At 41.8% G+C, this 26775-nt stretch carries 19 protein-coding genes; 2 read left to right on the plus strand and 17 right to left on the minus strand.

Features of this window, described 5'->3' with window-relative positions:
• Nucleotides 1–79: 79 nt before the first annotated feature.
• The 5 genes from VL121_RS03370 to VL121_RS03390 form a co-directional block, all read right to left on the minus strand.
• Nucleotides 80–634 carry a transposase gene (locus VL121_RS03370; protein WP_325402152.1) on the minus strand — a complete coding sequence of 185 codons (555 nt, stop codon included), beginning with the start codon at nt 632–634 and terminating at the stop codon, nt 80–82.
• A 129-nt stretch (nt 635–763) separates the two neighbouring features.
• Nucleotides 764–2053 (minus strand): glucosidase family protein, encoded by a 1290-nt coding sequence (locus VL121_RS03375; RefSeq protein ID WP_325402154.1) that lies wholly within the window; start codon nt 2051–2053, stop codon nt 764–766.
• Between the two features lie 3 nt (nt 2054–2056).
• Nucleotides 2057–5245, minus strand: coding sequence for a GH92 family glycosyl hydrolase (locus tag VL121_RS03380; RefSeq protein WP_325402156.1), 3189 nt, complete (start codon nt 5243–5245; stop codon nt 2057–2059).
• A gap of 105 nt (nt 5246–5350) precedes the next feature.
• On the minus strand, nt 5351–7189 hold the full coding sequence (locus tag VL121_RS03385; protein WP_325402158.1) for a RagB/SusD family nutrient uptake outer membrane protein: 1839 nt from the start codon (nt 7187–7189) through the stop codon (nt 5351–5353).
• A 10-nt stretch (nt 7190–7199) separates the two neighbouring features.
• Nucleotides 7200–10370: a SusC/RagA family TonB-linked outer membrane protein gene (locus VL121_RS03390; protein ID WP_325402160.1), complete on the minus strand. Its 3171-nt coding sequence runs from the start codon at nt 10368–10370 to the stop codon at nt 7200–7202.
• Nucleotides 10371–10928: 558 nt separating this feature from the next.
• Here VL121_RS03390 and VL121_RS03395 point away from each other — a divergent pair.
• The gene (locus VL121_RS03395) at nt 10929–14510 is read left to right on the plus strand and encodes a VCBS repeat-containing protein (protein ID WP_325402162.1); all 3582 of its coding nucleotides are present in this window, start codon (nt 10929–10931) and stop codon (nt 14508–14510) included.
• Nucleotides 14511–14663: 153 nt separating this feature from the next.
• Here the strand turns inward: VL121_RS03395 and VL121_RS03400 are convergent, their stop codons facing one another.
• The gene (locus tag VL121_RS03400) at nt 14664–15392 is read right to left on the minus strand and encodes a GntR family transcriptional regulator (RefSeq protein WP_325402164.1); all 729 of its coding nucleotides are present in this window, start codon (nt 15390–15392) and stop codon (nt 14664–14666) included.
• 141 nt (nt 15393–15533) lie between these two features.
• On the opposite strand from VL121_RS03400, the gene VL121_RS03405 reads away from it, so the two are divergent.
• Entirely contained in the window at nt 15534–16748 is a 1215-nt protein-coding gene (locus VL121_RS03405) for a DEAD/DEAH box helicase (RefSeq protein WP_325402166.1), read from the plus strand.
• Between the two features lie 61 nt (nt 16749–16809).
• Here the strand turns inward: VL121_RS03405 and VL121_RS03410 are convergent, their stop codons facing one another.
• From VL121_RS03410 to VL121_RS03460, 11 genes are all read right to left on the minus strand, one after another.
• Nucleotides 16810–17460, minus strand: coding sequence for a Crp/Fnr family transcriptional regulator (locus tag VL121_RS03410; protein WP_325402168.1), 651 nt, complete (start codon nt 17458–17460; stop codon nt 16810–16812).
• A 211-nt stretch (nt 17461–17671) separates the two neighbouring features.
• Nucleotides 17672–18319, minus strand: coding sequence for a ribulose-phosphate 3-epimerase (gene rpe, locus VL121_RS03415; protein ID WP_325402170.1), 648 nt, complete (start codon nt 18317–18319; stop codon nt 17672–17674).
• Between the two features lie 100 nt (nt 18320–18419).
• A complete protein-coding gene (locus tag VL121_RS03420; protein WP_325402172.1) occupies nt 18420–19382 on the minus strand; it encodes a YihY/virulence factor BrkB family protein in 963 nt (320 codons plus the stop codon).
• Between the two features lie 14 nt (nt 19383–19396).
• Nucleotides 19397–20422: an endolytic transglycosylase MltG gene (gene mltG, locus VL121_RS03425; RefSeq protein ID WP_325402174.1), complete on the minus strand. Its 1026-nt coding sequence runs from the start codon at nt 20420–20422 to the stop codon at nt 19397–19399.
• A 101-nt stretch (nt 20423–20523) separates the two neighbouring features.
• A complete protein-coding gene (secG, locus tag VL121_RS03430; RefSeq protein WP_325402176.1) occupies nt 20524–20871 on the minus strand; it encodes a preprotein translocase subunit SecG in 348 nt (115 codons plus the stop codon).
• Between the two features lies 1 nt (nt 20872).
• Complete coding sequence (locus tag VL121_RS03435; protein WP_325402178.1) at nt 20873–22066, minus strand: hypothetical protein; 1194 nt, start codon at nt 22064–22066, stop codon at nt 20873–20875.
• Between the two features lie 20 nt (nt 22067–22086).
• Nucleotides 22087–22587, minus strand: coding sequence for an LPS assembly lipoprotein LptE (gene lptE / locus VL121_RS03440; RefSeq protein WP_325402180.1), 501 nt, complete (start codon nt 22585–22587; stop codon nt 22087–22089).
• A 4-nt stretch (nt 22588–22591) separates the two neighbouring features.
• On the minus strand, nt 22592–23836 hold the full coding sequence (locus VL121_RS03445) for a sigma-54 interaction domain-containing protein (protein WP_325402182.1): 1245 nt from the start codon (nt 23834–23836) through the stop codon (nt 22592–22594).
• A 33-nt stretch (nt 23837–23869) separates the two neighbouring features.
• Nucleotides 23870–25309, minus strand: a complete 1440-nt coding sequence (miaB, locus tag VL121_RS03450) for a tRNA (N6-isopentenyl adenosine(37)-C2)-methylthiotransferase MiaB (protein ID WP_325402184.1) — start codon at nt 25307–25309, stop codon at nt 23870–23872.
• A gap of 321 nt (nt 25310–25630) precedes the next feature.
• Nucleotides 25631–26086, minus strand: coding sequence for a hypothetical protein (locus tag VL121_RS03455; protein WP_325402186.1), 456 nt, complete (start codon nt 26084–26086; stop codon nt 25631–25633).
• A gap of 103 nt (nt 26087–26189) precedes the next feature.
• Nucleotides 26190–26744: a D-glycero-alpha-D-manno-heptose-1,7-bisphosphate 7-phosphatase gene (locus VL121_RS03460; protein WP_325402188.1), complete on the minus strand. Its 555-nt coding sequence runs from the start codon at nt 26742–26744 to the stop codon at nt 26190–26192.
• Between the last annotated feature and the right edge of the window lie 31 nt (nt 26745–26775).

The raw sequence follows: 26775 nt of genomic DNA on the forward strand, positions 1-26775 counted from the left end.
CACGAAACAGCCCAACTTCCAATTCGTGAGACACGAACCGGGGCGATAGTAAAGCGGTTGAAATACGTATGGTACTCCTTCAAAACATATCCATAATATTATTCAAAAATCCAAAATCATCAATGCCAGTTTCATAATATTTTGCTGATGAATAGTAGTATTTAACAGGATCATCCGTTAATTGCCAGTGTGCTGCCAAAGGATTGTCGTGAATGTATTGTAGCTTCTGAATAACTGTCTTCTTTTGTGTGAGTTCAAACGCCAACGAATCCCGCTGCCAAAATTCATAATTTTTATTAGCCGCATTTACTGAAAAGGAAGGCAAAAACAAAGGATCGTTATCTATAAGGAAACTTTTAAACGCATGAGCGGTAAATTTTAGAAAAGAGCCCAGGGCGGTTTCTTTCCCGTTCAATGCATTCAGTTGCCAGATAAGATGGATATGGTTGGGCATGATCACAAATGCATATACTGTAATTTTTCTTCTTGCAGATAAAGTGGAGAGAGAACCCGTAATAATGTCCTTTGTTACATCACAGGATAATAGCTTATACCAATTATTAATGGTAGCTGTCCAGAAATATATCTTTCCTATTTCCATATAGGATTTGCGGTGTTCTTCAAAATAATCCATAAACTCAAGGTACGAAATTCCGGTTCGTGAGAGAAGCCCTGTTTCGTCCAACTTCCGGTTCGTGAGACACCCCAACTTCCGGTTCGTGAGACACGAACCAGGGCGGGGGGATTTAATTATTTGAGCATCTTACTTTAAGTTTTCGAACATCACAATGGCCGTATACAAAACACCTGCCTCTCCTCTGAATGTTCCTGATCCCCGTGGTTTGTTATCAACCGAGTACCATTCATAAAAACCATTGTTGTCTTTAACCCGCTTTACCATTGGCAATATTTGTTCATACGCCTCTTTTACAAATCCGTATTTGATCAACTGCTGGATCATCCTGCCCCCGAACCAAGTCCAGTCACCACCGTTCTGGTAGCTGTATTCCGGATTCATGATCTTATTGGCGAAATAACCTTCTGGATATGGCGGATATAGTGTGAGCCCAATAGATGGCGCCCCGGCCTGTTTCACCCTTTTGATCATCTCGTCTAATGAAACCTTCACTTCTTTCTTACTTAACAACCCGGCTTCTATGGCAATAGCAGTACCTCCAAAATAATAAATCTCCTGCTCGTTAAATTCTGCTGGAAAAGGAGAACCTTTTAAATAAATGTGCGGGATAAATTTTTGTCTGCTTTTATCCCACAGGTATTTCCTGCTGTTTTGAGCAATATTGTTTTTTATGGTCTGCCATTTTTGTTTGGTTGCAGGAATCATTTCCATTAAATTATTCAATGCTATTATAAACATGGCGTTATCATAAATATCAATAGCGGGATGTGTATTTTCATCCAGGTCAACGCCCCATCCATGTTCCGGCTGCACATCGCCCCAGTCGGCTGTAGTTGCGCCAATAATTAACCCGTATTGTTTGTTGAAACGCTTATTTATTAAAAATTCCATGGACCAAACAAGTCGCTCGCCAACCGTTTTATTGCCGATCATTTCATCCAGTATGGTGCGGTCGTTGGTTAACCGGATATATTTATATATGCTTTGAACCAGTGAACTCTCCTGGTCGGTTTCTACCGTATTTTTATGACCGGCGTATCGTGGTTCCAGCGGTGAATAAATAAAGTCATATTCAACTTCGCCCACTTTTTTAACCGGGGTAAACCCATCAATAATATTTCCATCTTCTCCCTGCATTCTTAAAAAAACCAGGAGGTTTTCTTTCAGTACTTCTTTCTCATACACCTGTGCAGCCAGTTCAATAAACGTATTGTAATCCCTGATCCAAACCTCACGGTAACCATCACCCGCATTAAAGCCGGTTTTCATTACTTCCAGGGCTTTGGCTTTAACAAAATGAAAATATTCATTGTTCTTTATTTTTTCAGCCAATGCCTTGTCTATATGCTTGTTTTCCTGTGCTGAAGTTGCTACGCTGATCATTAGCAACATCAACAGTAAGTAGTTTCTTTTCATTTTTTATTGTTGTTTATTATCAATGCCCCATTGCTTATTAGGCGTTGCTCCCATTTGCAGCATTAAAGATCCACCTTTTAATAATTCAGAAGCAGGGAATTTAAACGATTTCAATACCTTTCCGTTCAGCACCGCGCTTTGAACGTACATATTCCTGCGGGATGCTCCTTTGGCTTCTATTACAAACTTGCTGCCCCGGCCAAACCTGCTACCTAAGTCAATTTCAACCTTCTCAAAAAGCGGACTGCCGATTTCATATACCGGGTTCGCATTGCAACCCCCGTCTGTCTGAAACAACCCCAACGCGGCCATTACAAACCAGGCACTCATCTGCCCCTGGTCTTCATCACCCAGGTAAGCATTTCCAATACCATATCCATAATACCGGTCCAAAATAGAACGGCTCCATTTTTGTGTTGACCAGGGCTTTCCCGCCCAATTGAACAGGAATGCAAAATGCATAGACTGCTGATTTCCCTGCACCACCGGGTAATCCCAGTACTGGTCATTCATTCCATTGTAGCGCCACGGTTCGCTTGCTTCAAATCCCCATTCTAACCTGTCAATAAATTTCTGCTTCCCTATAAGATTCACTAATGCAGGCACATCCTGGGGTACAAAAAAAGTTAGCTGCCACGCATTGCCCTCAACATATTCCTCATTGGCTCCGCTACGAAAAGGATTAAAATCGGGTACCCATTTTCCATCGCTTAATTTCATGTGGCAATACCCATCTTTATCTATAGCGTTTTTCCACCAGGATCCACGATCGTTAAATTTTTTATACAGTTCCGTCTTACCTAATGATCTAGCCAACTGCCCTACTGTCCAATCGTCATAAGCATATTCCATTGTATTGGAAAAACGGCCTTTATCGGAAGGAACATATTTATGTATCATGTATTCCGTTAAATCGCGGTTGCCTGCAAAACCTGTATATATTTTCTTCGCAGGTATTGTTTGCATATTAACTGCCGCCTCTAATAGTTTTGAAGCATTAAAGTTTCGTATACCCATCTGGTAAGCGCCAACCATCATCGGTATTTCATGTTCCCCCACCATTACGGGAATATAATTCATGCCTGCCGGGCCTTTTGCTAACTGCCCATACGCATCATACATGGCGAGTTGAGAATTTACCCAGCGATTACTCCACTCGGGTGTTATTAAATTCCACATTTGATTCAGGTTCCAGAATGTATTCCAAAATGCGTCACAGCCCAAAGCCACATCATCCGGGCTTTTTAATTGCTGTATTTTACCATCTGTTCCTTTCCATTGTCCATTAATATCGCTCCAGGTATTGCGGCTGCAAATTGACCGGTACATGGCATTGTAAAAACGCAGCTTTTCCTGCCTGTTGGTTGTGGTAATCTTTACCCGGTTAAAAATATCGTTCCATTCACTGACTTGCTTTTGTTTTACAGCTTCAAAATCCCATCCGAAAGGCGTTGTTATTTCTGTTTTTAAATTTAATGCGGCATTGTCAATACTTACCAATGAAATACCTGACCGTATTTGTACAACCGGGTTTGCCTTTGCATCAAACTGAAGGAAAAAGCCTGCATTTTTTATATCTTTCGAAAGGAAATGATCTCCATAACTAACACTGTCATTCGTCCACCCACCGATGGATTGAAAAGGTTTATCAAATTCTAAAACAAAATGAACCGTGTAGTCCTGATCGGCATCTGTACTCCAAACATTGGGCGAAAACTGGTGCGCAAAACCTTCGATCCTGTAATCACTGATCCTGCGAACACTTATTTCCCTTAACTGATAATCATATTCAGACGGAATGTGTAAATCCACAAGAATACGTGAACTATCCCTGTTGGCGGGAAAAGTAAACCGCATCAATCCGCAGCGTGTAGTAGCGGTAAGTTCTGCTTTAATGTCATAGTCTTTAAGCTGAACCTTATAATATCCAACAGGCGCTTCTTCCGTGCTTTTATCAATAGCCGATCTATAGCCTGAACCAGGCAGCAGTTCATCGCCAATGGCTGTTTTTAATGTGCCATTGGATGCAAAAATACCCAGTCCTCCCATCGTCCATTCATGTATGTGGCTGAAAGTGCCGATGCTTTCATATGATGGCTGATAACCTGCCTGCCATCCTGCATTCTGATTATCCGGACTTAATTTAACCATACTAAAGGGCATCCACGGTCCCGGTGCAATCATCCATCGCGAGTGACCGGTTCCTATACGGGTATCCACATAATCGGCCGGCATTTGCAATTTTTGAGCAGAACGTTCCACTACACCTTCTTCCACTAACTTTCCATCTGCCAGTATCCTGTATTTACTTTGCTGTGCTGTTTCAACCGCGGGCATTGGCGCTTCAAATTCATAATTGCCTTTTTCCAACTGCTCTTTACATATTGTTTGTCCATCCAGTTCAACGCTTAAACCAGGCAGGCCCTGCAGGTGTTCGACATTAACCAAAAGCGGCTGTACTTTTTTCCCTTCCTGTAATAATTCATAGTTTGCCGCTTTTACATTTCGCACAAAACAATTACCAGGTTTTTCAATCTTTAACAGATTGCCTTCCAAACGAATGTCATCAAACATTATCCAGGATCCCTGCAATACTTCTATAGTAATACAGTTGCCTCCTTTTTTTATTACTCTGCTTTCAACCGGAATTTCAATCGTTTTATGTGTTGCCTGCTTAACATTACCGGTTATAGAAAGTGTATCTACATAAGGCTCGTTTAATGAGGGAGATTTTTGTGTACTCAGATCATACCCCGTTGCGGTTAGTTGTTGTTTTACAGATTGATTATTGACGGATATTTTAATGAGCGGCAGAAATTTCTTTGCATAATCTGCGAGCTCAATAATAAGTGTATAGGTTCCCTTCGCGGGTACATCTTCTACGCCAAATAAAATATTAACCTGGTTGGTGCGCCAACCGGAAGTTGGCCAGGTACCGCCCCAGGTATCCACCGGGCCGGGAAGCACATAAGGGAAATCATTTTTTTCTCGGGAATGCCCTACCAGGAAAAATTTATCTTCAAAACCAAAATCATGTTCAATAAATTTTCTGAACCTATCCGGCGCCAAAGCAAATTCAGATGCCGAATGATCGGCAATGCCAATACGCCATAATGTGTCCTGTTTTTGCCCTGGCCTTGCATATGCTGTTATTGAAAGCGTTAACAGGCATAAAAAAATCAGGTTTCTCATAATGATATTATTTAACCTAAATTAACTTCAATACCGCCATCACAAAAGGAGAATGGCGGTATTGAAGTTATAGTCTATGCTGTTAGTCAAATTTCAGCATCAAATTTAGTAGCCCGGATTTTGTACCAGGGCGCCGTTGCTCTTCTTAATTTCATCATTAGGAATAGGAAACAGGTAATAATGATCTCCTTTCCATGGCTTTCTTACCTCCGCTTCAGGAATCACGCCATAAGTGTAGGTTAATTTACCCAACAGGTCTCCTGCCTGCGCACCGGTCCAGTCCATTTTAACACTGGTAAGTCCCCTGATCGGAATATCAATATTACCAGGCGCAGCTTTCCAGCGCATCAGGTCAAAGAAACGCTGATCTTCTAATTGCAATTCTATCGCCCTTTCATTCCTGTAATCTCTTACAAGGTCTGCACCGGTACTGGTAATATCCGGCATATTTGTAGACGCTCTTTGTCTTATCTTGTTGAGGTATTCACGGGCCAGGGGTTCGTTATCCAATGCAATCTGAATTTCCGCATAGTTTAAATAAAACTCCGTTAAACGCATAAACACCGTTACCTGGTTATAATTAAAATCAAAACTGGCACGTGGGCCATCAAAATCAAGCAGCCGCCTGAATGTATAACCCGTTTGCACTCTCCAGTGAAATGGCGTTAGCCCTTTTACCCAATAGGTTTTGGAATCCCTGCCAAAGTCAAAAAGCGTTTGCCCGTTCTCGGCATCCACCTTATTAGGGTTGGCATAAGGCGCTACATTATCAGGATTAGGATTTGCATCCTCCCAATATTCATACACCCTGTGTGTGGTTTTAGACCCATCCTGTATAAACACAGGACCAGCACCGGGATAAAGAATGGAAGCATAATACCTCGGATCCCTGTTAAGATTCGGTTTTTGCGGATCATACCCTGAAGCCGGATTTACCGTTATACCGTCTGCCTTGTAGGGATATTCGCCGTTCGTTAATTGAAACATATTGACAAAAGTTTGCGTTGGCATCAAACGTTGCCTCGCATCAAAACCAGAAGGCCAGTAATCGTAGTTATAACCCCAGTCCGGTATCCGGGTGGCGGGCGTAAACGATTTACCGAAAATGGTTTCATCGTTTTTTAATGGCTTTACAAACAGGTCTGCAGTGGATGCATGCAACGTATAACCCGCATCAATTACGGCCTTCGTTGCCACTTCGGCCGCCTGCCATTTAGCCTTATCATTGGCAGGGTTATTTAACGGGCTTGCCGCATACAACAGCATCCTGGCCTTTAAGGCCAATGCCGCGTTTTTGCTGATCTTACCCTCGTTTACAGGTACGCCATCTAATAAGCTTATAGCCGCATCGCATTCACTCAATACAAATGCAACGCACTCATCATAAGTATTCCTGGGTGTATCAAAGCTTTCCTCATCTAACTTAAAGCTTTTTGTAATGAGTGGAACGCCGCCATACGTACGCATTAGCTCAAAGTACATCCATGCCCTCAAAAAATGTACTTCTCCTTTCATTGGATCAAGCTTAGCCGGGGCGATATCAGAAGTCTCTACTTTTTCAAAGAAAATATTTGCTTTCCTGATATAACCGTATTCTTCGTTCCAGATGTTGGTAAGATCGGTAATATTATCAGGGGTAATGATGCCATCTATATATTCGCGAATGCCCGCAGCTTTATCGTGCGTTTCCGGCTGAGAAACAGCCACGTCAGTCAATGCCTCATAGCCGCCGCTTCCGGGGCTCCACGGTGGTTTTATACCATTGTACACATTGTATACGTAGTTCTGCAAAAAAGTGGCATCTCCAAAAACAGCATCTTCAGATATGGCATCCAAAGGCTTTTTATCCAGCAGGTCGCGGTTACACGAAATAATGGTGGCAAAGCAGATCAGCGATAATGCCCCTATTTTTTTAGTTATTTTATTTATACCTGAATATTTCATACTATAAGTATTAAAAAGTGATGTTAAGACCCGCACTTACCGTTCTCATTATAGGATACACGCCACCGTTACCGGTTTGGGGTGCTGTTTCCGGATCTCCTGCACCATATTTTTTAAGGTTATTAAATACCATGAAAAGATTATCGCCGGATACATACAGCCTCAGCGCGGAAATCTTGAATCTTGTCATCAGATTTCCGGGAAGCGTATATCCCAATTGAGCCGTTTTTAAGCGCAGCCAGGTAGAACTGTGATAATAGAAATCGCTATTAGAATTCGCGAAACCGGTTGGAGAAATCATGGGAAGTTCAGCATTTGTATCGTCTAATGAAAAACTATTCAGTGCTACATACCTCAGTCCATTACCGCCGGCACCCGAATTAAATCCGTTGCTCAGGCGCCACTTAGCTCCACTCTGCCCTGCGAATAACATGGAGAAATCAAAATCTTTATAATCTGCTCCTATATTTAAACCAAATTGAAATTTAGGATAAACATTTATAACACCGTTAGTGTTAACAGCAGTAGTATTAAACATATACTCGTCATTGCTGGTTATTTCACCATCATTGTTGAGATCAGCAAAGATCAATCCACCCAGGCTTGCACCAGGATAACCGGGATATTTATCCAGATCATCTTCAGTTCTGTAGATACCGATGGATTTATACACAAGCGCGGAACCGATTGGCTGTCCTTCCAGTTTCTGGTAAGGTTCTGCCTGTGGTTTTTCATCAAAATAAACGATCTTATTTTCGGTATATCCGATATTACCATTGAATCTCAGGTTTACATTACCAACGGTATGCCTGTACCCGGCCTGGAACTCAAAGCCCTGGTTATCCATTCTGCCTATATTCTCATCGGGCAATACAAGTCCTGTATAATCAGGAATAGAAGCCTGCCGTCTGCCCAGGATATTGGATGTTTTATTTTTATACAGATCCAGCTCAAAAGTCAAGCTGTTTTGTAAAAAGCCCAGCTCCAATCCCAGGTCTGTACTTTCAGTTATTTCCCAGGTTATATTAGGATTAGGCTCTACTACCTGTGTAAGTCCACGTGCATCTACACCATTAACAACCCAACCCGGCGCGTAAGCAAACCTGGCAATATACTGGAAAGGATTTACCCTGTCATTACCCAACTTGCCCCATGAAGCCCTTATTTTAAAGTTGCTGAATATATTTTGGGGTATAAAGGACTCTTTGCTCACCACCCATGCAGCAGAAGCCTGGGGAAAGAAGCCATACCGGCTATTTTTCGAGAAAATGGTAGAGCCATCATACCTCGCACTAAAACCAAGCAGGTATTTGCTTTTGAATTCATAGCTTATTCTGCCAAAGTAATTGCGTCTCGCATTTTCGGAACCTATGCCATTACCATTCCAGTTACTACGGTCAGAACTACCCGCAAAAAGCTGGTCAATCAAAGGAGAATCATACCCGAGACGCTGATAATACAAAGTATCTTCTTTATAATCCATCTGCTCATACGCTACAAATATTCCAATTTTATGATCATTGTTTATTACAGTATTATAAGAGAGTTTGATATTGTTGGTAATTCTCTGGCTTTGGTAAAAGTCTTCCCGCAATCCAATATCTTCCACCGTTCTTGATTGTTTTTTTACAATTTCGCCTGTACCGGGGTCTCTTTCATAATACGGCCACACATAGTTGAATACTTTGCGAAATTCATACCCTTTAACAAGGGAGGAAAATCCATCTAATGTTAATCCTTCTACATACGGGATATTCCATTTAAAACGCAACGTTCCGCTTAACACATCCCCTTTATATTTGCGATATCCGGGGCTTTCCAATCTTGCCACAGGATTTAAATGGGACCAGCCTTCACCAGGATACCGGTAATCCCCTCCGATATATGCTTCCTGCAAAGGGCTGGTGGATGCAAAGGCACCCACATCACCACCGGGACCACTTTGCGGGAGCTCCGTATATTTTTCGCGGCCTGAGAGGTCAAATCCAACTTCAAAATTATCGGTCACGGAAACATCTATATTGCTCCTTACATTATACTGCTTCACCTGAGTCTTATTATCTCCCCTCATAATACCGCCCTGGTAGGCTGTACCGAGCGATACGAAATATCTTATTTTATCGGTACCGCCACGCATGGTGATGGATTGCCTGTTTTGTGGTGCAGGCGGGTCAACCAGTGCAGCATACCAGTTTTCCGCCCTTCTTGTACCATTTTTAAACGCGTCAATCACTTCCTGCGGAAAATCGGGCGTAGTGCCTTCCAGCTCCCTTCTTTTGTTTAATACATCTATATATTCAAACACATCTCCGGATTTTACTTTTGCCGCAGGCGATTGCCATCCAAATGTGGAACTAAAATCAAACGCAGCTTTTCCTGCTTTACCACGTTTGGTAGTAACGAGTATAACGCCGCCTGCAGATTGTGTACCATAGATAGCCGCTGATGCATCTTTCAGTACGGAGATGGATTCAATATCGTTAGGATCCAACCGGTTCAAACCATCCGGATCTGCGTTGGCTACACCATCTATTACGATCAGGGCAGAAGTATTCCTGTAGGTTTTAGCTCCCCTTACCAGAATCTGCGCATCATCAAAACCAGGGGACGCGCTTTGCTGGGATACATATAAACCGGGTAACCTGCCGGCTAAAGAATTGGAAACAGAAAGGTTAGTAGATTTTTTTATTTCAGCCCCGGTAGTTTGTACAACCGCATTGGTTAATTCAGACCTTTTTTGCGTACCATACCCCACCACAACTACATCATCCAAACTTTGTGAAACGGATGCTAACTGTACATTGATGTTTGACTGGGTACCTATCCTTATTTCTTTGGTTGCATACCCTACAAAAGAAACAACCAGTATACTGCTCCTGTTCCTGACGTTTAATCTGTAATTTCCATCGGCATCAGAAATGACACCATTATTTGTTCCCTTTTCCAGCACATTCGCCCCGGGGATCCCGTTCCCGTTTTCATCTGTTATTTTCCCGGTAATGGCGGTATTTTGAAAATTGGAAGCTTTATATTCAGCAGGATGAAGGCGCTCTGCCGTATGCATCACCGGCGGATTGGTATTATTGGCCAGTAATGGAGAACAGGAAAAAAAAGGAAGAATAAACCCGCAAAGAGCACACATGGTTCCGGACCAAATGCGCGGCAGCAGTTTTGATTTCATAACAAGCAATTAATTATTAATAAAGAGTAAACCCCGGCGCTGCAATTTTGGAGTTGCAGCACCTGTACGCAAGTCGTTATTGTAAGATTCATTTGCAGTGCTAAGGACTGTTTATTTTTTCCATATACCCGAACCTGTTATTTTATTATTCAGTTGGTGCGACATGAGGTATTACAACAGGCGTCTTCCGGGAAAAAGCCGGTTTTCCATTCAGCCGGCAGGATTTCTTAAAGGTGTGTATGCTATAATGAAAATGAATTAGCCGTTTAAGCAGTATATAACAAAGCGCTAAACACAACATCAATATGTATATACATTTGTACTTACGAAGTCAAATATAATAGAAAAATCAGAATTTGCATTTTTTTTTTGTCTATTTTTAAACCCGCTAAATTTCACGCGCATGCCTGTAATAAAACAGTATTGCTGTTTATTCAATAAAGAATTGAATTTCACTGTTTTGCAAATCATGGTACGGGTGCATTTCATGTGCCGGTGGAAAGCCGGATCAGGATAGCCATTAACTTATTTATCACTGTTCATGCCCAAATCACCTATATGAGATTACTTCTTTACACTGTGCTATTTTTTCTTACTTTATGGTTTTCACTGTCCTGTAAACAACATACAACGCTGTTCCGGCTAATTTCTCCGGAACATTCAGCTATTCATTTTAATAATGAGATAGCGGAGAATGATTCTATTAATCCTATTGACCTAACGAATATATATAATGGCGGCGGCGTTGGCGTTGGCGATTTCAATAATGACGGGTTACAGGATATTTACTTCACAGGAAGCAGGGTATCCAATAAATTGTATTTGAATAAAGGAGAATTAAAGTTCGAGGATATTACAAATAGCGCGGGAGTAAGCGGCAACGGCAGGTGGTGCAGGGGAATAGCTGTTGTAGATATTAATAACGATGGATGGATGGATATGTATGTTTGCGCGTCAATGGACAAAAACCCTGAAAACAGGAAAAACCTGCTTTACATTAACCAGGGCCTTGATAAAAAAGGTTTCCCTTTTTTCAAAGAACTGGCCGCCGCTTATGGATTGGATGACACAACGCATTCTACCATGGCGGCTTTTTTTGATTACGATAACGATGGCGACCTGGATATGTACCTGGCGGTAAACGAGATCCTCCCAAACATAAACCCCTCCGTTTTTAAACCCAAAATTACAGACGGATCTTTTCCGAGTACAGGGAGACTGTATAAAAATACGATGGATAGCCTGTCCGGCCATCCTGTCTTTACCAATATCACCAAAGAAGCAGGACTTACTTTAGAAGGTTACGCGCATGGTGTAACCATTGCAGACATTAATAAAGACGGATGGAAGGATATTTTTGTAACCAATGATTTCATTTCAAACGACCTCCTGTACATCAATAACCATGACGGCACTTTTACAGATAAAGCAGCATCCTATCTTAAACACACTTCTGCAAACGGAATGGGACAGGATATTATAGATATCAATAACGATGGGCTGTCGGATATCATAGAACTGGATATGAGCCCGGAAGATAATTATCGTAAAAAAATGATGCTAAATTCCGGGAGTTATCAAATCTTTCAGCTCAACGATTTTTTTAAATACCAGTACCAGTATGTAAGAAACACATTACAGGTTAACCTGGGTCCACGTGTAAATGCAAATGATTCCATTGGCGACCCGGTTTTTAGTGATGTGGGTTTCTTTTCAGGCATTTCAGAAACGGATTGGAGCTGGACCCCATTAGTTGCTGATTTTGACAATGACGGTCTCCGCGACCTTGTGGTGACCAATGGTTTTCCAAAAGATATAACAGATCATGACTTTATCGTTTACCGGCAGGAGCCTACACCTATTGCCTCCAAATCCAGCATCCTGGCGCAGATCCCGGAAGTAAAAATTCACAATTATGCTTTTCAGAATAAAGGCAATTGCAGCTTTAGTGATGTGTCGGGCGCCTGGGGCTTACATAAAGTTTCTTTTTCAAACGGCGGGGTATATGCAGACCTGGATAATGATGGCGACCTGGATATGATCATCAATAATATCAATGACGAGGCTTTTGTTTACGAGAATACATTAATGGGTTCAAAGGAAAATAATAAGCATTATTTATCCGTGCAATTAGCAGGCGATGCTTTAAACTTAAACGGGTTGGGCGCCTGGATTGAACTCTATTATGGTGGAAATAAGCAGGCATATGAACAAACGCCCTACAGGGGGTACCTCTCTTCTATTCAATTAAATCCGCATTTTGGGCTTGATACCACAACTATAATAGACTCACTGATCATCAAATGGCCCGATGGAAGCAAAGAACTGATCAAAAATGTAACCGCTGATCAAACCCTACAATTGAATAAAAAGAATGCGAAAGACAATTATGACTGGCACCTTCCGGCTATAGCAGCAAACACGTTATTTAAAGATGTTACAGCATCACTGGGCATTCCATATAAACATTCGCAAATGGATTATATTGATTTTAATATTCAAAAATTATTGCCCCACAAATTTTCTGAATATGGACCATCACTGGCTGCCGGAGATGTGAATGGCGATGGGCTGGATGATATTGTTGCCGGGGGAAATTCCCTTTTTGCAACAACGGTTTTATTGCAACAGCAGAATGGTTCATTTATACAAAAGCCAATAACACAGCCAACCGAAATAAGGGATATGCATTACCAGGATATGGGTACCATTCTTTTTGATGCAGACGGAGATGGTGATCTGGATATTTACTTAGCCAGGGGCGGCTATGAAAGTAAGCCTAATACATTTGCTTACCAGGATCAGTTTTTTATTAATGACGGGAAGGGAAATTTTATAACCGATTCCCTGGCACTGCCACAAAATTTTACAAGCAAATCATGTGTAAGGGTTGCAGATTATGATAAGGATGGAGACCTTGATCTTTTTATTGCCGGCAGAGTAGAACCCTGGCATTATCCCAAAGCAGTATCCAGCTTTATATACAGGAATGATTCAAAAAAAGGCCATATCCGGTTTTCTGATGTAACCAGCGAAGTTGCAGGCGAATTAAATCATATTGGACTGGTATGCGATGCCCTGTTTACTGATTTTGATAATGACGGATGGACGGACCTGGTGCTGGCAGGCGAATGGATGCCGCTTACCTTTTTTAAAAATGATAAGGGTACGTTTAAAAATGTAACGGCAAAAACAGGCTTGTCTAATGAAATGGGATGGTGGAACAGTATTGCAGCGGGCGATTTTGACAATGATGGCGATATGGATTATATAGCAGGCAACCTGGGCCGAAATTCATTTTATAAGGCAACCGCGCAGTACCCGGTATCAGTGTATGCCAAAGACTTTGATAATAACAGCAGCTACGATGCTTTCCTGTCTTTATACCTTCCGGCCAGCCAGGATTCTCTTACTAAGAAAGAATTTCCGGCGCATTTAAGAGATGATGCCATAAAGCAGATGACAGCGGTAAAAGCAAGGTTTCAGAATTTCAAATTGTATGCCGGTGCTACAATGGACCAGTTGCTTGCCAAAGACCAGTTAAAAGACGCCTTAATATTAAGGGCCAATAACTTCAGTTCCAGCTATTGCAGGAATGATGGTAACGGTAAATTTACTTTAACGCCCCTGCCTTTTATGGCTCAGTTATCTGCCCTGAATGGTATGATAACAGATGATTTTGATGGAGATGGTAACCTTGATATAGTAATGAACACCAATGATTACGGATCGGAAGTTACAACAGGCCGTTACGATGCGCTAAATGGCTTGGTACTGAAAGGAGATGGTAAAGGAAATTTCATTCCCCAGTCTATTCTTGAAAGCGGCATTTTTATTCCGGGTAATGGCAAGGCATTAATAAAATTGAGAAGCGCAAATGGCAAATACCTGCTGGCTGCGGCACAAAACCGTGCCCCGCTGAAAGTGTACACGCTTAAAAAAGATATTATTAATATTCCTTTGCAACCGCATGAGGTAAGTATTGAAATAGTTTACAGAAATGGGAAAAAGCAAAGGCAGGAATGTTATTATGGTTTTTCCTTTCTGTCGCAATCAGCAAGATTTTTGAGTATTGATAAGCATATTGCCTCCGTAATTATTTCAGATAACAAAGGCAAAGCAAGGAAACTGGATTTTTAACTCAATAAGAATTTTTCGTGAGTTGTTGATTTTTGCCACAAAGTCACAAGGTCACAAAGGAAACGTTTCGTGGCTTCGGACCTTTGTGGCCATACTGCCTTTTATGATCGTATTTGTACGTATTATTAGTTTTTGAACAGGCACTAATTATTACTATCTCCTGCTCTCAATAGTATAAACGAAGCTATCGGCCCTGTAGAAGCCGAGGTTATATTCTATAGGGCGTTCTCCCTGGTCAAAAACAAATCTTTTTCTGCATAATACCGGGGCGCCCGGAGCCAGGTTCAATTTACCTGCAATGAATTTATCGGCAGCTATTGCCGTAATTTCTTCTTTAGAAAGACTGGCTACCACCAGGTGATCTTTTTCTAATATTTCATAAAGCGGTCTTTGAAAATCTTCCTTACCGGTAAGCCCAACGCGGGGATGAAAATAAGAAACAAAATAAACAAAAGGACCTTCGGGGCGCCCCCTCAATCTTTCCATTTTCAATACCTTTTTATTCGTCCTGATCTCAAAAAAGTTGGCTACTGTTTCTTCCGGTCTAACCCAGCTAAGGTTAAGCTCAAAATTTTTAATGGGTATTTTCCGGGCTTCCATTTCCTGGGAAAAACTTAGCCAGTTCACAGACTTTGAGCTTACTATACTGTTGCTCACCTTGGTTCCAACACCCTTCTTTCTTACAAGTAACCCTTCATATACGAGCTTATTGATAGCCAGTCGCAAAGTAGTTCGGGATATTGCCAGCTGTTTGGCAAGTTCAACTTCGTTAGGTAATAATTTTCCTTTTGCGTATTGCGGATTGCGGATGATTTTTCTCAAAAGCTCCTCGGCCTGTATATGAAGCGGTATATGGTTTTTATGATCAATTGAAAAATGCATACCTGTAATATTGATGCAATATTACATTTTTTGCAGATACTATATTCAGCTACTCATGGTGCACTGGCAATTTTCAATTATCTTTACTTGTTCCTCCTAAGGAACCTGTCTTTCTGAAATAACATAAAATACTTATATCACTTGCGCTTTACAGAATTTAACTTTCACCCCGAACTACTGGAAGGAATTGAAGCTTCGAATTATGAAACAGCCACCCCGGTACAGGAACAGGTTATACCTCCCATACTGGCAGGAAGGGATATCATTGCTTCAGCACAAACCGGTACCGGCAAAACAGCCGCGTTTCTGCTCCCCATTATTCACCGCTTGCTGGAAAAAGATACCGCCGGAGATGTACGGGCATTAATCATTGTGCCTACACGGGAACTGGCTATACAAATTTCACAGCACCTGGAAGGTTTAACGTATTTCACCTCTATCAGTTCATTAGCGGTATATGGCGGCAGCGATGCACAGAATTTTGTTGGTGAGAAAAAAGCCCTGCAGATGGGCGCCGACATTATTATTTGTACGCCCGGCCGTTTTATAGCGCATCTTAATATGGGCTATGTATCAATAAAAGGATTACAGTTTCTGGTATTGGATGAAGCAGACCGTATGTTAGACATGGGTTTCCAGGATGACATTAACAGGATCATTACCCAACTGCCCGCTAAGCGTCAAACCTTATTGTTTTCGGCAACCATGCCTCCCAAAATAAGAAAGCTGGCGCAGCAAATCCTTGTTAACCCGGTAGAAATTAATATCGCCATTTCCCGCCCGCCCGAAAAAATTGTACAACGGGCTTTTGTAGTGTATGAAGAACAGAAACTTCCACTGATAAAGTATTTATTAACCAAAACGCCTTATAAAAGCGTATTGATCTTTTGCAGCCGCAAACAAAATGTAAAAGTGCTGACGCGAATGCTTAAACAAAACGGGTTTGTAGTGGAGGAAATGCATAGCGACCTGCTGCAATCGCAACGCGAAAACGTGGTAAACAGCTTTACCAGCGGACGCATACCCATACTGGTGGCCACCGATATTTTAAGCCGTGGAATTGATATTGACACCATTGATCTTGTTATCAATTACGATGTGCCGCGTGACGGGGAGGATTATGTGCACCGCATTGGACGAACAGCAAGAGCCGAAGCAGACGGCATGGCTTTTACCATAGTGGGAGAAAAAGAACAAAACAGTTTCGCCGCAATTGAAACCTTAATTGATAAAGAAGTAGAAAAAGCGGTATTGCCACAATTTCTTGGACAAGCACCCGCCTGGCATCCGCGCAAAAAAACCGGCGACCGGAAACCACAAAGGAAATTTTATAAGCGAAAACCCGGGCAACGGTAAATAAAAAAAGGAAACTGAAACGAATTCCAATTTCCCTTGCTGTATTATTAACTGATTTTATTTACGAGGCCGTTCGCAGGTAAGAATTGTTCAATCCAAAGCTGTTATCTCTTGTTCTGAATCCTGAACGGATCCTGCTCAGGCTTTCTTTGGTAATACCAAGGAAAGACGCAAGATAGGTTAGCGGTATACGCTGCAAAGCTTCCGGCTGTTTTTGCGTAAAATAATGGTAGCGGTCTGCCGCTTCCATAAAACGGGTAGCAAAAAGATTTTCCTGCATCTCCATAATGAAGATGCTCATAATAGTGCGGTTCAGCTTGTCTATTGCGGCATACTGACGACCCAGGCTCAGTAATTCATTATAAGGTATTACACCTATAACCGAATCTTCCAGGATGTGCATGGTTTCTTTTGCCGGTGTATTAAACAATAAGCAATGGAGAGAAGATATGATATGATCGTCATATCCCAGCCAGGTGGTGTGCTCTTTCTGTGTTGCTTTATGAAAGAGCCGGTAAGAGCCTTTTACAATCACAAAAAGATCGCCGCAAAACTGATCCTGCTCAAACACATGATCATTTTTGCGATACTCCTTTAACGTAATAATGCGCTGCAACGCCTGCTGGCTGGTGTCATCCAATGGAGTATACTGCTGGCAAATAGCTATAACCTTCTCCATAGTGTTGGGTTCAATTAAAGTAAATTTTTTCACGGGGGTAGAAATTAAATTCGATAAAAATGAAATTATCATACATTAAACGGGTACACAAAGCTATTATTATAGGATTCATTATTTTCTACAGCAGCATTACCTTATGCTAACAGAAAGCAGTGATAATCTGCGCTGCATCAAAAAAACCATAATATGAGAGCGGAATTATACGCAGCGGGCTGCCGCATATCTACCATTGAACACCAGTAATTTATATATGCTTCAACCGGCGTATTACTTCTTTGGGATCCGAAGCATTAAAAATGGTGGTGCCGGCCACCAGCGCGTGCGCCCCTGCTTCAATAACCGCATGGGCATTTTCAAGCGTAATTCCTCCATCCACCTCAATAATCGTATGCAGCTTTAACTGGTCAATGCGCTGACGGAGTAACTGTATTTTAGTTAACGTGTGGGCTATAAACGCCTGTCCGCCAAAACCGGGGTTTACACTCATTACACAAACAATATCGGTATATGCAAGAATATCCTGTAATAACTGAACGGGAGTATGCGGGTTGATAGCTACGCCCGCTTTCATTCCCAGGTCTTTGATTTGCTGAATATTGCGATGCAGGTGCGGACAAGCTTCATAATGAACAATGAGATGATCCGCACCCGCTATTTTAAAATCGGCCGCATACCTGCCCGGCTCTTCAATCATTAAGTGCACATCACAGGGTTTATTGGTGGCTTTACGGATCTTTTCAACTAAGGGCATACCAAAGCTGATATTGGGCACAAAACGCCCGTCCATTATATCAAGATGAAACCAGTCTGCTTCACTTTCATTCAGCATATCACATGCTTCCTGCAGCTTTAAAAAATCACAGGCTAATAAAGATGGAGATATTAACGGCATAGTGCAGGTTTAATTGGTCATTTACTGGTGACCAGGCAAATTAAACAAATCAGCCGGATTTTCCATCAGCTTCTCTGCGGCTTCCGGCAGTATTAAATTGCTAGGTTTCTCCCTCTTCTTTTCCCTGCCTGCTCTCCGCTGCCATTTTAAGGTGGCTGATGCTAACATTCAATTCAAAACCCATTAACAGGATGAGCGAATTAAAGAAGAACGATGACATTAGTATTATTACCGTGCCTATAGAACCGTATACTTTGTTGTAGGTTCCAAAATTATTAACCCAGTAACTGAATAGTATAGTAAGCATGATAATCAGGAAAGTAGCGAGAATCGTTCCCGGCGAATTGATATTCCATTTTCGCTGAATGGCCGGCGCAAAACGATATATCAACCCGATAGCATAATAAATCAGCGCTACAATTACAATCCAGCGCAATGAACTAATCCACCAGCGTATGGTTTCATTTTCTATATTCATCCAGTGTAACACACTTCTTAATATACTTCCCTGCGAAATCAGCAACAGGATGGATGCCATAAATATGGTGGCGATAAAAAAGGTAAGTTTCAGCGCGGCCACCCTGCTCTGCAAAAAATTTCTTTTTTGCCTGTACATTACATGTAAAGAGCGGTTAAAGGAGTTCATTATGCCCAGCATGGCATTGGATGCGAAGAAGCCTGCTGTAATAAACCCTATAGATAATAACCCGCTGCGGGGCTTTGTAAAATCCACTATAAAATCCCTTACCCATATATAGGTATCCCGGTTAGGTGTAAGGTCCCGTATTAACCGCAGTAATTCATTTACAAAATTTTGTTGCCCGGGCAGGTAAGGCACCAGGGTAAATAAAAATATAAGAAACGGCGGTATAGCCATTAATAAGTTAAAGGAAATGGCTGCCGCTCTTATATTCAAGCCTTCCTTTTTAATTTGCCTCAGTAAAAACAATACAACATCATATAGCGGTAACCCCTGGAAACCCGGCAAAATCAATTGCTTTGACCTGGTTATTATAAAATCAACAGGCCGCGATGTTATAATAATGCGTTCAAGCTTCGTCATACTATATAAGATACTTATTTTATTTTTAAGCGGTCCAATGCTTTTTGATAGGCTCTTGCATTTCTAAAATGTTCCGTATCTGTAGCTGCAAAAGCATGATAGCCGGAAAAGTCGGGTTTTGCACAGAAGTAAAGATAACCGGTAGAAGCCGCATCAAGCGTTGCATCAATTGTTTTAATGGAAGGAGTACATATAGGACCGGGTGGCAGCCCTTTGTTTTTGTACGTATTATATGGCGACTCCGCACTTTCACTGATCATTTTCAGGGTTACTCTTTTAGCGTCAAAATTACGGGTGGCGAACTTTATGGTGGGATCCGCGCCAAGGGGCATACCTTTATTAAGGCGGTTAATATATACGCTTGCCATCAGGGGCATCTCATCATATTTATTGGTTTCTTCTTCAATTACAGATGCCAGAATATATACCTGCTGCTGCGTAAGCCCCAGGTTTCGCGCCTTTTGCACTCTTTCTTCTTTCCAGAATTTTTTTTCTTCGCTGTAAAGCCTGTTAAACAACGCGGCGGCTGTGGTGTTCCAGAAAAAACTGTAGGTGTTGGGTATAACGGCCGTCATTACATTACTGGTATCTAATCCTTTGCTTTGCAGTGAATCATTGCTGTTGAGATACATTATAACAGCAAGAGAATCGCATTCCAGCCGCTGTCCTGCAAAACGGGCAAAATCTTCCTTAGTTCTGAACTTCGTTATAACAAGGTTTACCGGCGTTTGCCTGCCGTTGCGAAGCGTTTGCACTATGCTCCAAATACCCTCCCCGCTTTTTATTTCGTATTTACCGGCTTTTATTTTTTGGGGCAGGCTGAACTTTTTTGCAATGAACGAAAACATACCCGGGTCTTTGATCACGCTGTCTGCCCGGAGGGTTTGCATTACATTTTCAAAACCGCTCCCGGTTTTAATGTACAGAAAGTATTTCTCCTGTTTAAAAGCAGTATTACTGCCCATTACCCGCCATGCAAAAAAAAGGATTACTGCAAGCACAACAATTAAAGCGGATAATATCAGTTTCCTGAACATCATTTACCGGGATTATTGATTTCAAAAAGTAAGTTGAAAATAAACAAAAAACCCTGCCGGTAAACAACAGGGTTAATAATAATAAAGTTATTATCAATAATTAATTATGGTTGCGGTTGTGCAGGCGTTTCCTGGGGTGTTGTTTGTTGTGGCTGGGGCGCCGGTAAAGTTGGCTGCTGTTGCTGGTTGGTATTGATTCCTTTAATAAACTGGCTATCCCCATCGCCGGAACCCATAAAAAAGGTAGAAAACAGGCACAGCACTCCTATTATGCCCGAGAATATCCAGGTACCTTTTTCCAGTACATCCGTGGTTTGCTTAACACCCATAAACTGGTTACTGAAGCCCGCAATGCTTCCTGACAGTCCACCCCCTTTAGGGTTTTGAATTAATATGATAAGACCCAGCACCACACTGCATATAATAATCAATATCAAAAACAAAAGCGTCATATCAGGTTTCGTTTAATTTGGAAATTCTGGCTGCAAAATAAGTTCTTTTATTGGGATTGAGCAAACTTAATTTCTGGTACACCTCCGCTGCTTTATTCCTAAGTCCCTGCCGGGCATAAACTTCGGCCATGGCTTCTGTTACCACATCTTCCAATTCATTGGAGTGTTCAGCTATATGCTGAATAACAGTGGAGTTCCGGGAATCCATCTCCTGCTCCAGCTTTTCAGGATAAATCCGTTTCATGGTTTTAAGCCATTCTGTAAAGCTGCGTAATTTCTGACTTAGCTTATCCTTCCCCTCCTCATTGGCCAGTTTTATACCCTGCGATGCAAAATAATCAACTGCGTATAAGGGTTCTATAGGTATAAGCGGCAAATTGCCTGCATCCGGCTGCAATAAGCTACCGGGCTTAATGAGTTGCAGTGGCAGCGTTCTTTCCGGTAAGGGTTCAGCATCTTGCACTAACTCCTGCTCAGCAGTATGTTCAGGAAAAGATCCGGGTATATTTGAATAGATATCTTCCTGTAATTCAGCAGGAATTATTTCCTGAACAGGGAATTCCTGCTGAGTGGCAGAAAGCTGCGCTTCTTCCGCTGGCGATTCCGGCAACATCTTCTCCCCATTATACTGAAATGCACTTTCGTTCACCGGAACCTCACTATTCGGTTCTAAATAAACGGTTTCATCAAGCTGCACAGAAAGTTCAGGCAACATGGCATCATCGTCTGCTGATACCATATCTTCGCCCTGTAACAAAGCATCCGGTGGTGCTCCTTTCTGTACAGGCTGAGCTAAAATATCTTCTTCCGGCCCTACGGGAGCCTGCACACTCAAAGGCTGTGTTTCGCCTGTTTGGGCTACCGGCAGCGGTGATTCAAAATCATGGGAGATCCTGCTTTCTTCAACAACATGCTGCTCCCCTGTATTTTCAATATCATCTTTAAGATGAGCCTCCTGATCAGACAATAATAAATCATTCAGCCAATGCGGATTACTGAAGAAAATAGCTGTTCTGGTAATTTGAGATTTATATTCGGGGTAATGGAGTTGCCTGTATTTTTTTGCCAGCAGGTATTGGAGCGGGGCAAAATAAGGATACTGCCCGGTTAGTTGCTCCATGCTCAATACATCTGCCTCCTCCAGCTTGGTTGCCCGGAAGATTTTTTGCAGCAGATTATCAAAATCAGGATTCATTGGCATGAAGATACTACCCTTTACCAGTTAGAGAATATTTTATTGAAAATATCATCCGACATATTTTTTAATATATCATCCATCAGGCGGTTCTGCGCATCTGTAAAACTGAGTGAAGCCGAAAAAGGAAAATTTCTCGTAATGTCTGTTTCAAAATTCTTTTTTTCATCCAGCCGGTTTTTAAATATAATATGCACCGTTACATTCAGGTTGTTACTGGATGCTTCCTTTCCCGAAATACCCGAAGTATTTACTGAAAAATCTGTTATATACCCGCTTATATCATAATGCGCTTCATCGCCGTTGATAATGGTTAAACGGGTTTGTCCTGTTATTTTCTGACGCAGCCTGTCGGTTAGCTGGGGGCTCAATTGCGGATTGATGTACCTGGCCCTGTTTTCGATATAATTTACGCTTACCGTTTTAACTTCGGGAGGTATGCTTACATCTTTAAAGGTATAGTTACAGGTAGCCTGAACCGATAGCAGGGCAAACCCTATGAAGAAGCTTCTTTTCAGCATGGCATTATTCATTAATATCGTATTCTTTCAGCTTTCGGTATAGCGTTCTTTCGCTGATACCCAGATCAGATGAAGCATCTTTTCGTTTGCCCTTATGTTTTTTAAGCGCCTTAACGATCAGTTCCTTTTCTTTATCCATAATATTAAGCGACTCTTCTATTTCCTCATGCTCATAAATATCATTATTATTATTGATAAACACCGGCTGAGAAGCCTGAACCAAAGCCGGCGTTACATTTTTTTCTCTTTCTATCTGCTGGTAATCACCCAGTAATGTTTCTTTGGTGTAAGCAGCCATGGCACCGGCCCGCTGGGGATTTTGCAGGATATCCACAAACATTTTTTTCAGTTCGGTAACATCTTTTTTCATGTCAAAGAAAAGCTTATACAATATCTCTCTTTCATTGGCAAACTCGGCGTGTGATACGCTTCCATTACTTCCTGCAAGCACGGGCATCCTGTTGGTATTATGCTCAGGCAAAAATTGCCGTAGCTGTCTTGCCGTTACTAATTTATCCTGTGTAAGCACCGATATCTGCTCTGCAATATTCTTCAATTCCCTCACATTCCCGGGCCAGGGATAACGAATTAACAACTCCTTTGCTTCATCATCTAATTGTACAGATGGTGTTTTATAGCGCTCTGCAAAGTCGGCAGCAAACTTCCTGAATAAAAGAATAGTATCTTCCTGGCGGTCTTTCAATGCGGGTACGCGTATAGGAACGGTATTCAGCCGGTAATATAGGTCCTGCCTGAATTTTCCCTTGTGTGTGTATTCCAGCAAATCTTTGTTAGTAGCTGCTATTACCCTTACATCTGTTTTTTGCACTTTGGATGATCCTACACGGATATATTCCCCTGCTTCTAAAACACGTAATAAACGGGCCTGCGTACCTAAGGGCATCTCCCCTATTTCATCTAAAAAAATGGTTCCCCCGTTTACCGTTTCAAAATATCCTTTCCGGCTGTCAACGGCGCCGGTAAATGATCCTTTTTCGTGTCCGAACAACTCCGAATCAATAGTGCCTTCCGGAATAGCGCCGCAGTTTACCGCTATAAAAGGATTGTGTTTACGGGTTGACAGGGCATGAATGATCTGAGAAAACACTTCTTTACCCACGCCGCTTTCGCCGTAAATGAGTACAGTAAGGTCTGTATTGGCTACCTGCGCCGCTACCTGCAGGGCATAACTCAAAGCAGGTGAATTACCTATTATGCCAAACCTGTTTTTTATTGATTGTATATCCATTTTATATGGCTGTTAAAAGGATTGGCAATTGTTTTATATGATCTCCCCCAATAAGGTTGCTTTTGTACAGTCTGTTACCTTCACCTTTACGTAATCACCTTTTTTATACGCATTACCGCTTTTGGAAAAAACGATTACTTTGTTTTGTGAAGTCCTACCCATCCAGTCCTGCTCACTTTTCTTACTGTCGCCCTCAATTAATACTTCAAAAGTCTTGCCCTGGTCTTTCTTATTGCTCTCTTTAGACAGCCGGTTCTGTAAATCCACAATTTCCTGTAACCTTCTTTTTTTAACCGCTTCCGGAACATCATCTTTATACCTTCTTTGTGCCAGCGTGCCCGGCCGCTCACTGTAAAAAAACATATAGCTCAGATCGTATCCGCTGTACTCCATTAACGACAGGGTATCCTGGTGATCCTGTTCCGTTTCCGTACAAAAGCCGGCTATAATATCGCTGCTGATGCCACAATTGGGGATGATTTCACGAATACGGTTAATTTTAGCCATATACCATTCGCGGGTATAGGTACGGTTCATCATTTGCAATATGCGTGATGAGCCGCTTTGCACAGGAAGATGTATGTATTTGCAAATATTTTCATACCGGGTTATAACATGCAGCACGTCATCCGTAATATCTTTAGGATGAGAGGTAGAAAACCGAACGCGGAGCAGGGGTGAAATTTTTGCCACCATTTCTAAAAGGAGCGCAAAAGTTACTACAACAGTTGCTTTACCTAAGCTGCTGTCCCCGGTTTCCGGTGTAAAATAATAGCTGTCTACATTTTGTCCCAGCAAGGTTACTTCCTTATAACCACGATCAAACAGATCCTGGCATTCTCTTACTATGGAAAACGCATCCCTGCTTCTTTCTCTTCCGCGGGTAAACGGCACCACGCAAAAGGTACACATGTTATTACAGCCCCGCATAATGCTTACAAAACCCGAAACGCCGTTGCTGTTTAATCGTACGGGTGAAATATCAGCATAGGTTTCTTCGCGGCTAAGCAATACGTTTACCGCTTTTTGGCCTCCTTCGGCTTCTTCTACCAAGCCCGGCAGACTCCGGTAGGCATCCGGACCAACAACCAAATCTACCAGGTGTTCTTCTTCAAGAAGCTTTGATTTTAACCGTTCGGCCATACAGCCCAGTATACCTACCAGCAACCCGGGTTTAGCCTGCTTTATTTTCCGGAATTCCGTAAGCCGCTTACGTACCGTTTGTTCTGCCTTTTCGCGAATAGAACAGGTATTCAGCAACACTAAATCCGCTTCGGCCACATTACGGGTGGCGCCAAAGCCAGCGTTTTGCAGAATAGAAGCAACGATCTCACTATCCGAGAAATTCATCTGGCAGCCATAGCTTTCTATATAAAATTTTTTATGGTATTGAGCAGGATCATTAATAAAGGGGGTATATGCTTCTCCCTGCCTTGCCTCATCATGTATTTTTTGTGTTAACACATCCAACATATGTTCTGAACTTTTGAAGACGCAAAGATAACCAAAAGGGCATTAAAAAAATGCCAGTTTGGCAGGAAATGTGATTATAGTTTAGCTGGAACAGTTCGCTGAGCTAAAGCGCTGCCTAAACTTAATTTTAAATGACGTAATGCATTTTTTGCCGCAGGCCCGCAGATAAAATCTGCGGTATTTTTTATTGTGGATAAGCAACAGCAAGCATTTTCAGACAGCTTCTATTAGGATTGGGTGCCTATTAACCGAATAACTTAGGCACTAAAAGGTCACTTCCGCAAATTGGAAGCGACCTTTTGACTAAGATAAAATATGTTATTAGTTGCTGGTATACCTTACATTATATTTTCCACCCCTCGCACTGTCCTGATTCGGACCCCAGGTTCCGATAAAACGACGGTGATTGAGATCTCCATATGTAGAAATCACTTTCGCTTCGGCATCATTATAGCGATAGTACGCTTTTAACTTTTTTGTACTGGCATTATATTCCCATGTACCATAGGCCTTTTTGCCATTAGCCGTATCTGCGCTCTGATCGTAAACCACAATTGCGGAATTGGGCATTAATCTAAAGGCATAATCAATATTTGGCTCATTAGTGCCTGGGCCCCAATGACCAACATAATAACCCAGCATCGTTTCAGCAGTGAGCGCCGGCAAATCCGCGTCAGGATCTTTTTCTTCAGGCTTATCATTCTTATCTTTTTTACAGGATAAAACCAGGGTGCAGGCTGCAACTATACATAGCAGAAAAAATAGATTTTTTTTCATTATAACAAATTTAGGTTTGCAAATATATACGTATTTAAAATAGTAAAGGCTTGGTGTAAATGCTTTAAGATACAATAAATTCAAAAACAATTCAACTCATTTTTTATTGCATTATAAGATCAGATACGCCTTTCAATGACGGAAAAACAGCGTCAGTCGTTGCATCTGGCAGCACGGGTGCAGGCCGGTTAGACGATATAAAAAAAGTATACATTCCTAATTTTTTACCAAATATCATGTCATTCATTGTATTTCCAATCATTAAGGAACGGTTAAATTCAATTTCAGGAAAATCTTTTTTAGCCTGTAAACCCATTCCGGTATTGGGTTTCCTGTATGAACTTTCAGCTTCCATATCAATACAATAATAAATCTTATCTATCCTTCCGCCATTCAACCCAATTATCCCCAGCATGTTGAGATGAATATCTTTTAAATCCTGCTCCGTCATTAATCGCTTACTCACCCCCCGCTGATTCGTAACAATAAAAATGCGGCCGAACTTTTTAGAAAAAATGCTCAGCGCCTCCAGTACCCCATCATAAAACCTGAAATCTTCCCAACGCGTAATATAGGAACCCACCTTTTCATCATTGATCACGCCATCGCGATCCAGGAATAAGGTCCAGCTTTTATCAATTGTTGTAAGGTCAATCATGTGTAAAATTTCAGATAGCTCACCTTGTTAT

Source organism: Agriterribacter sp. (assembly GCF_035497235.1).
Taxonomy (GTDB): Bacteria; Bacteroidota; Bacteroidia; order Chitinophagales; family Chitinophagaceae; genus Agriterribacter.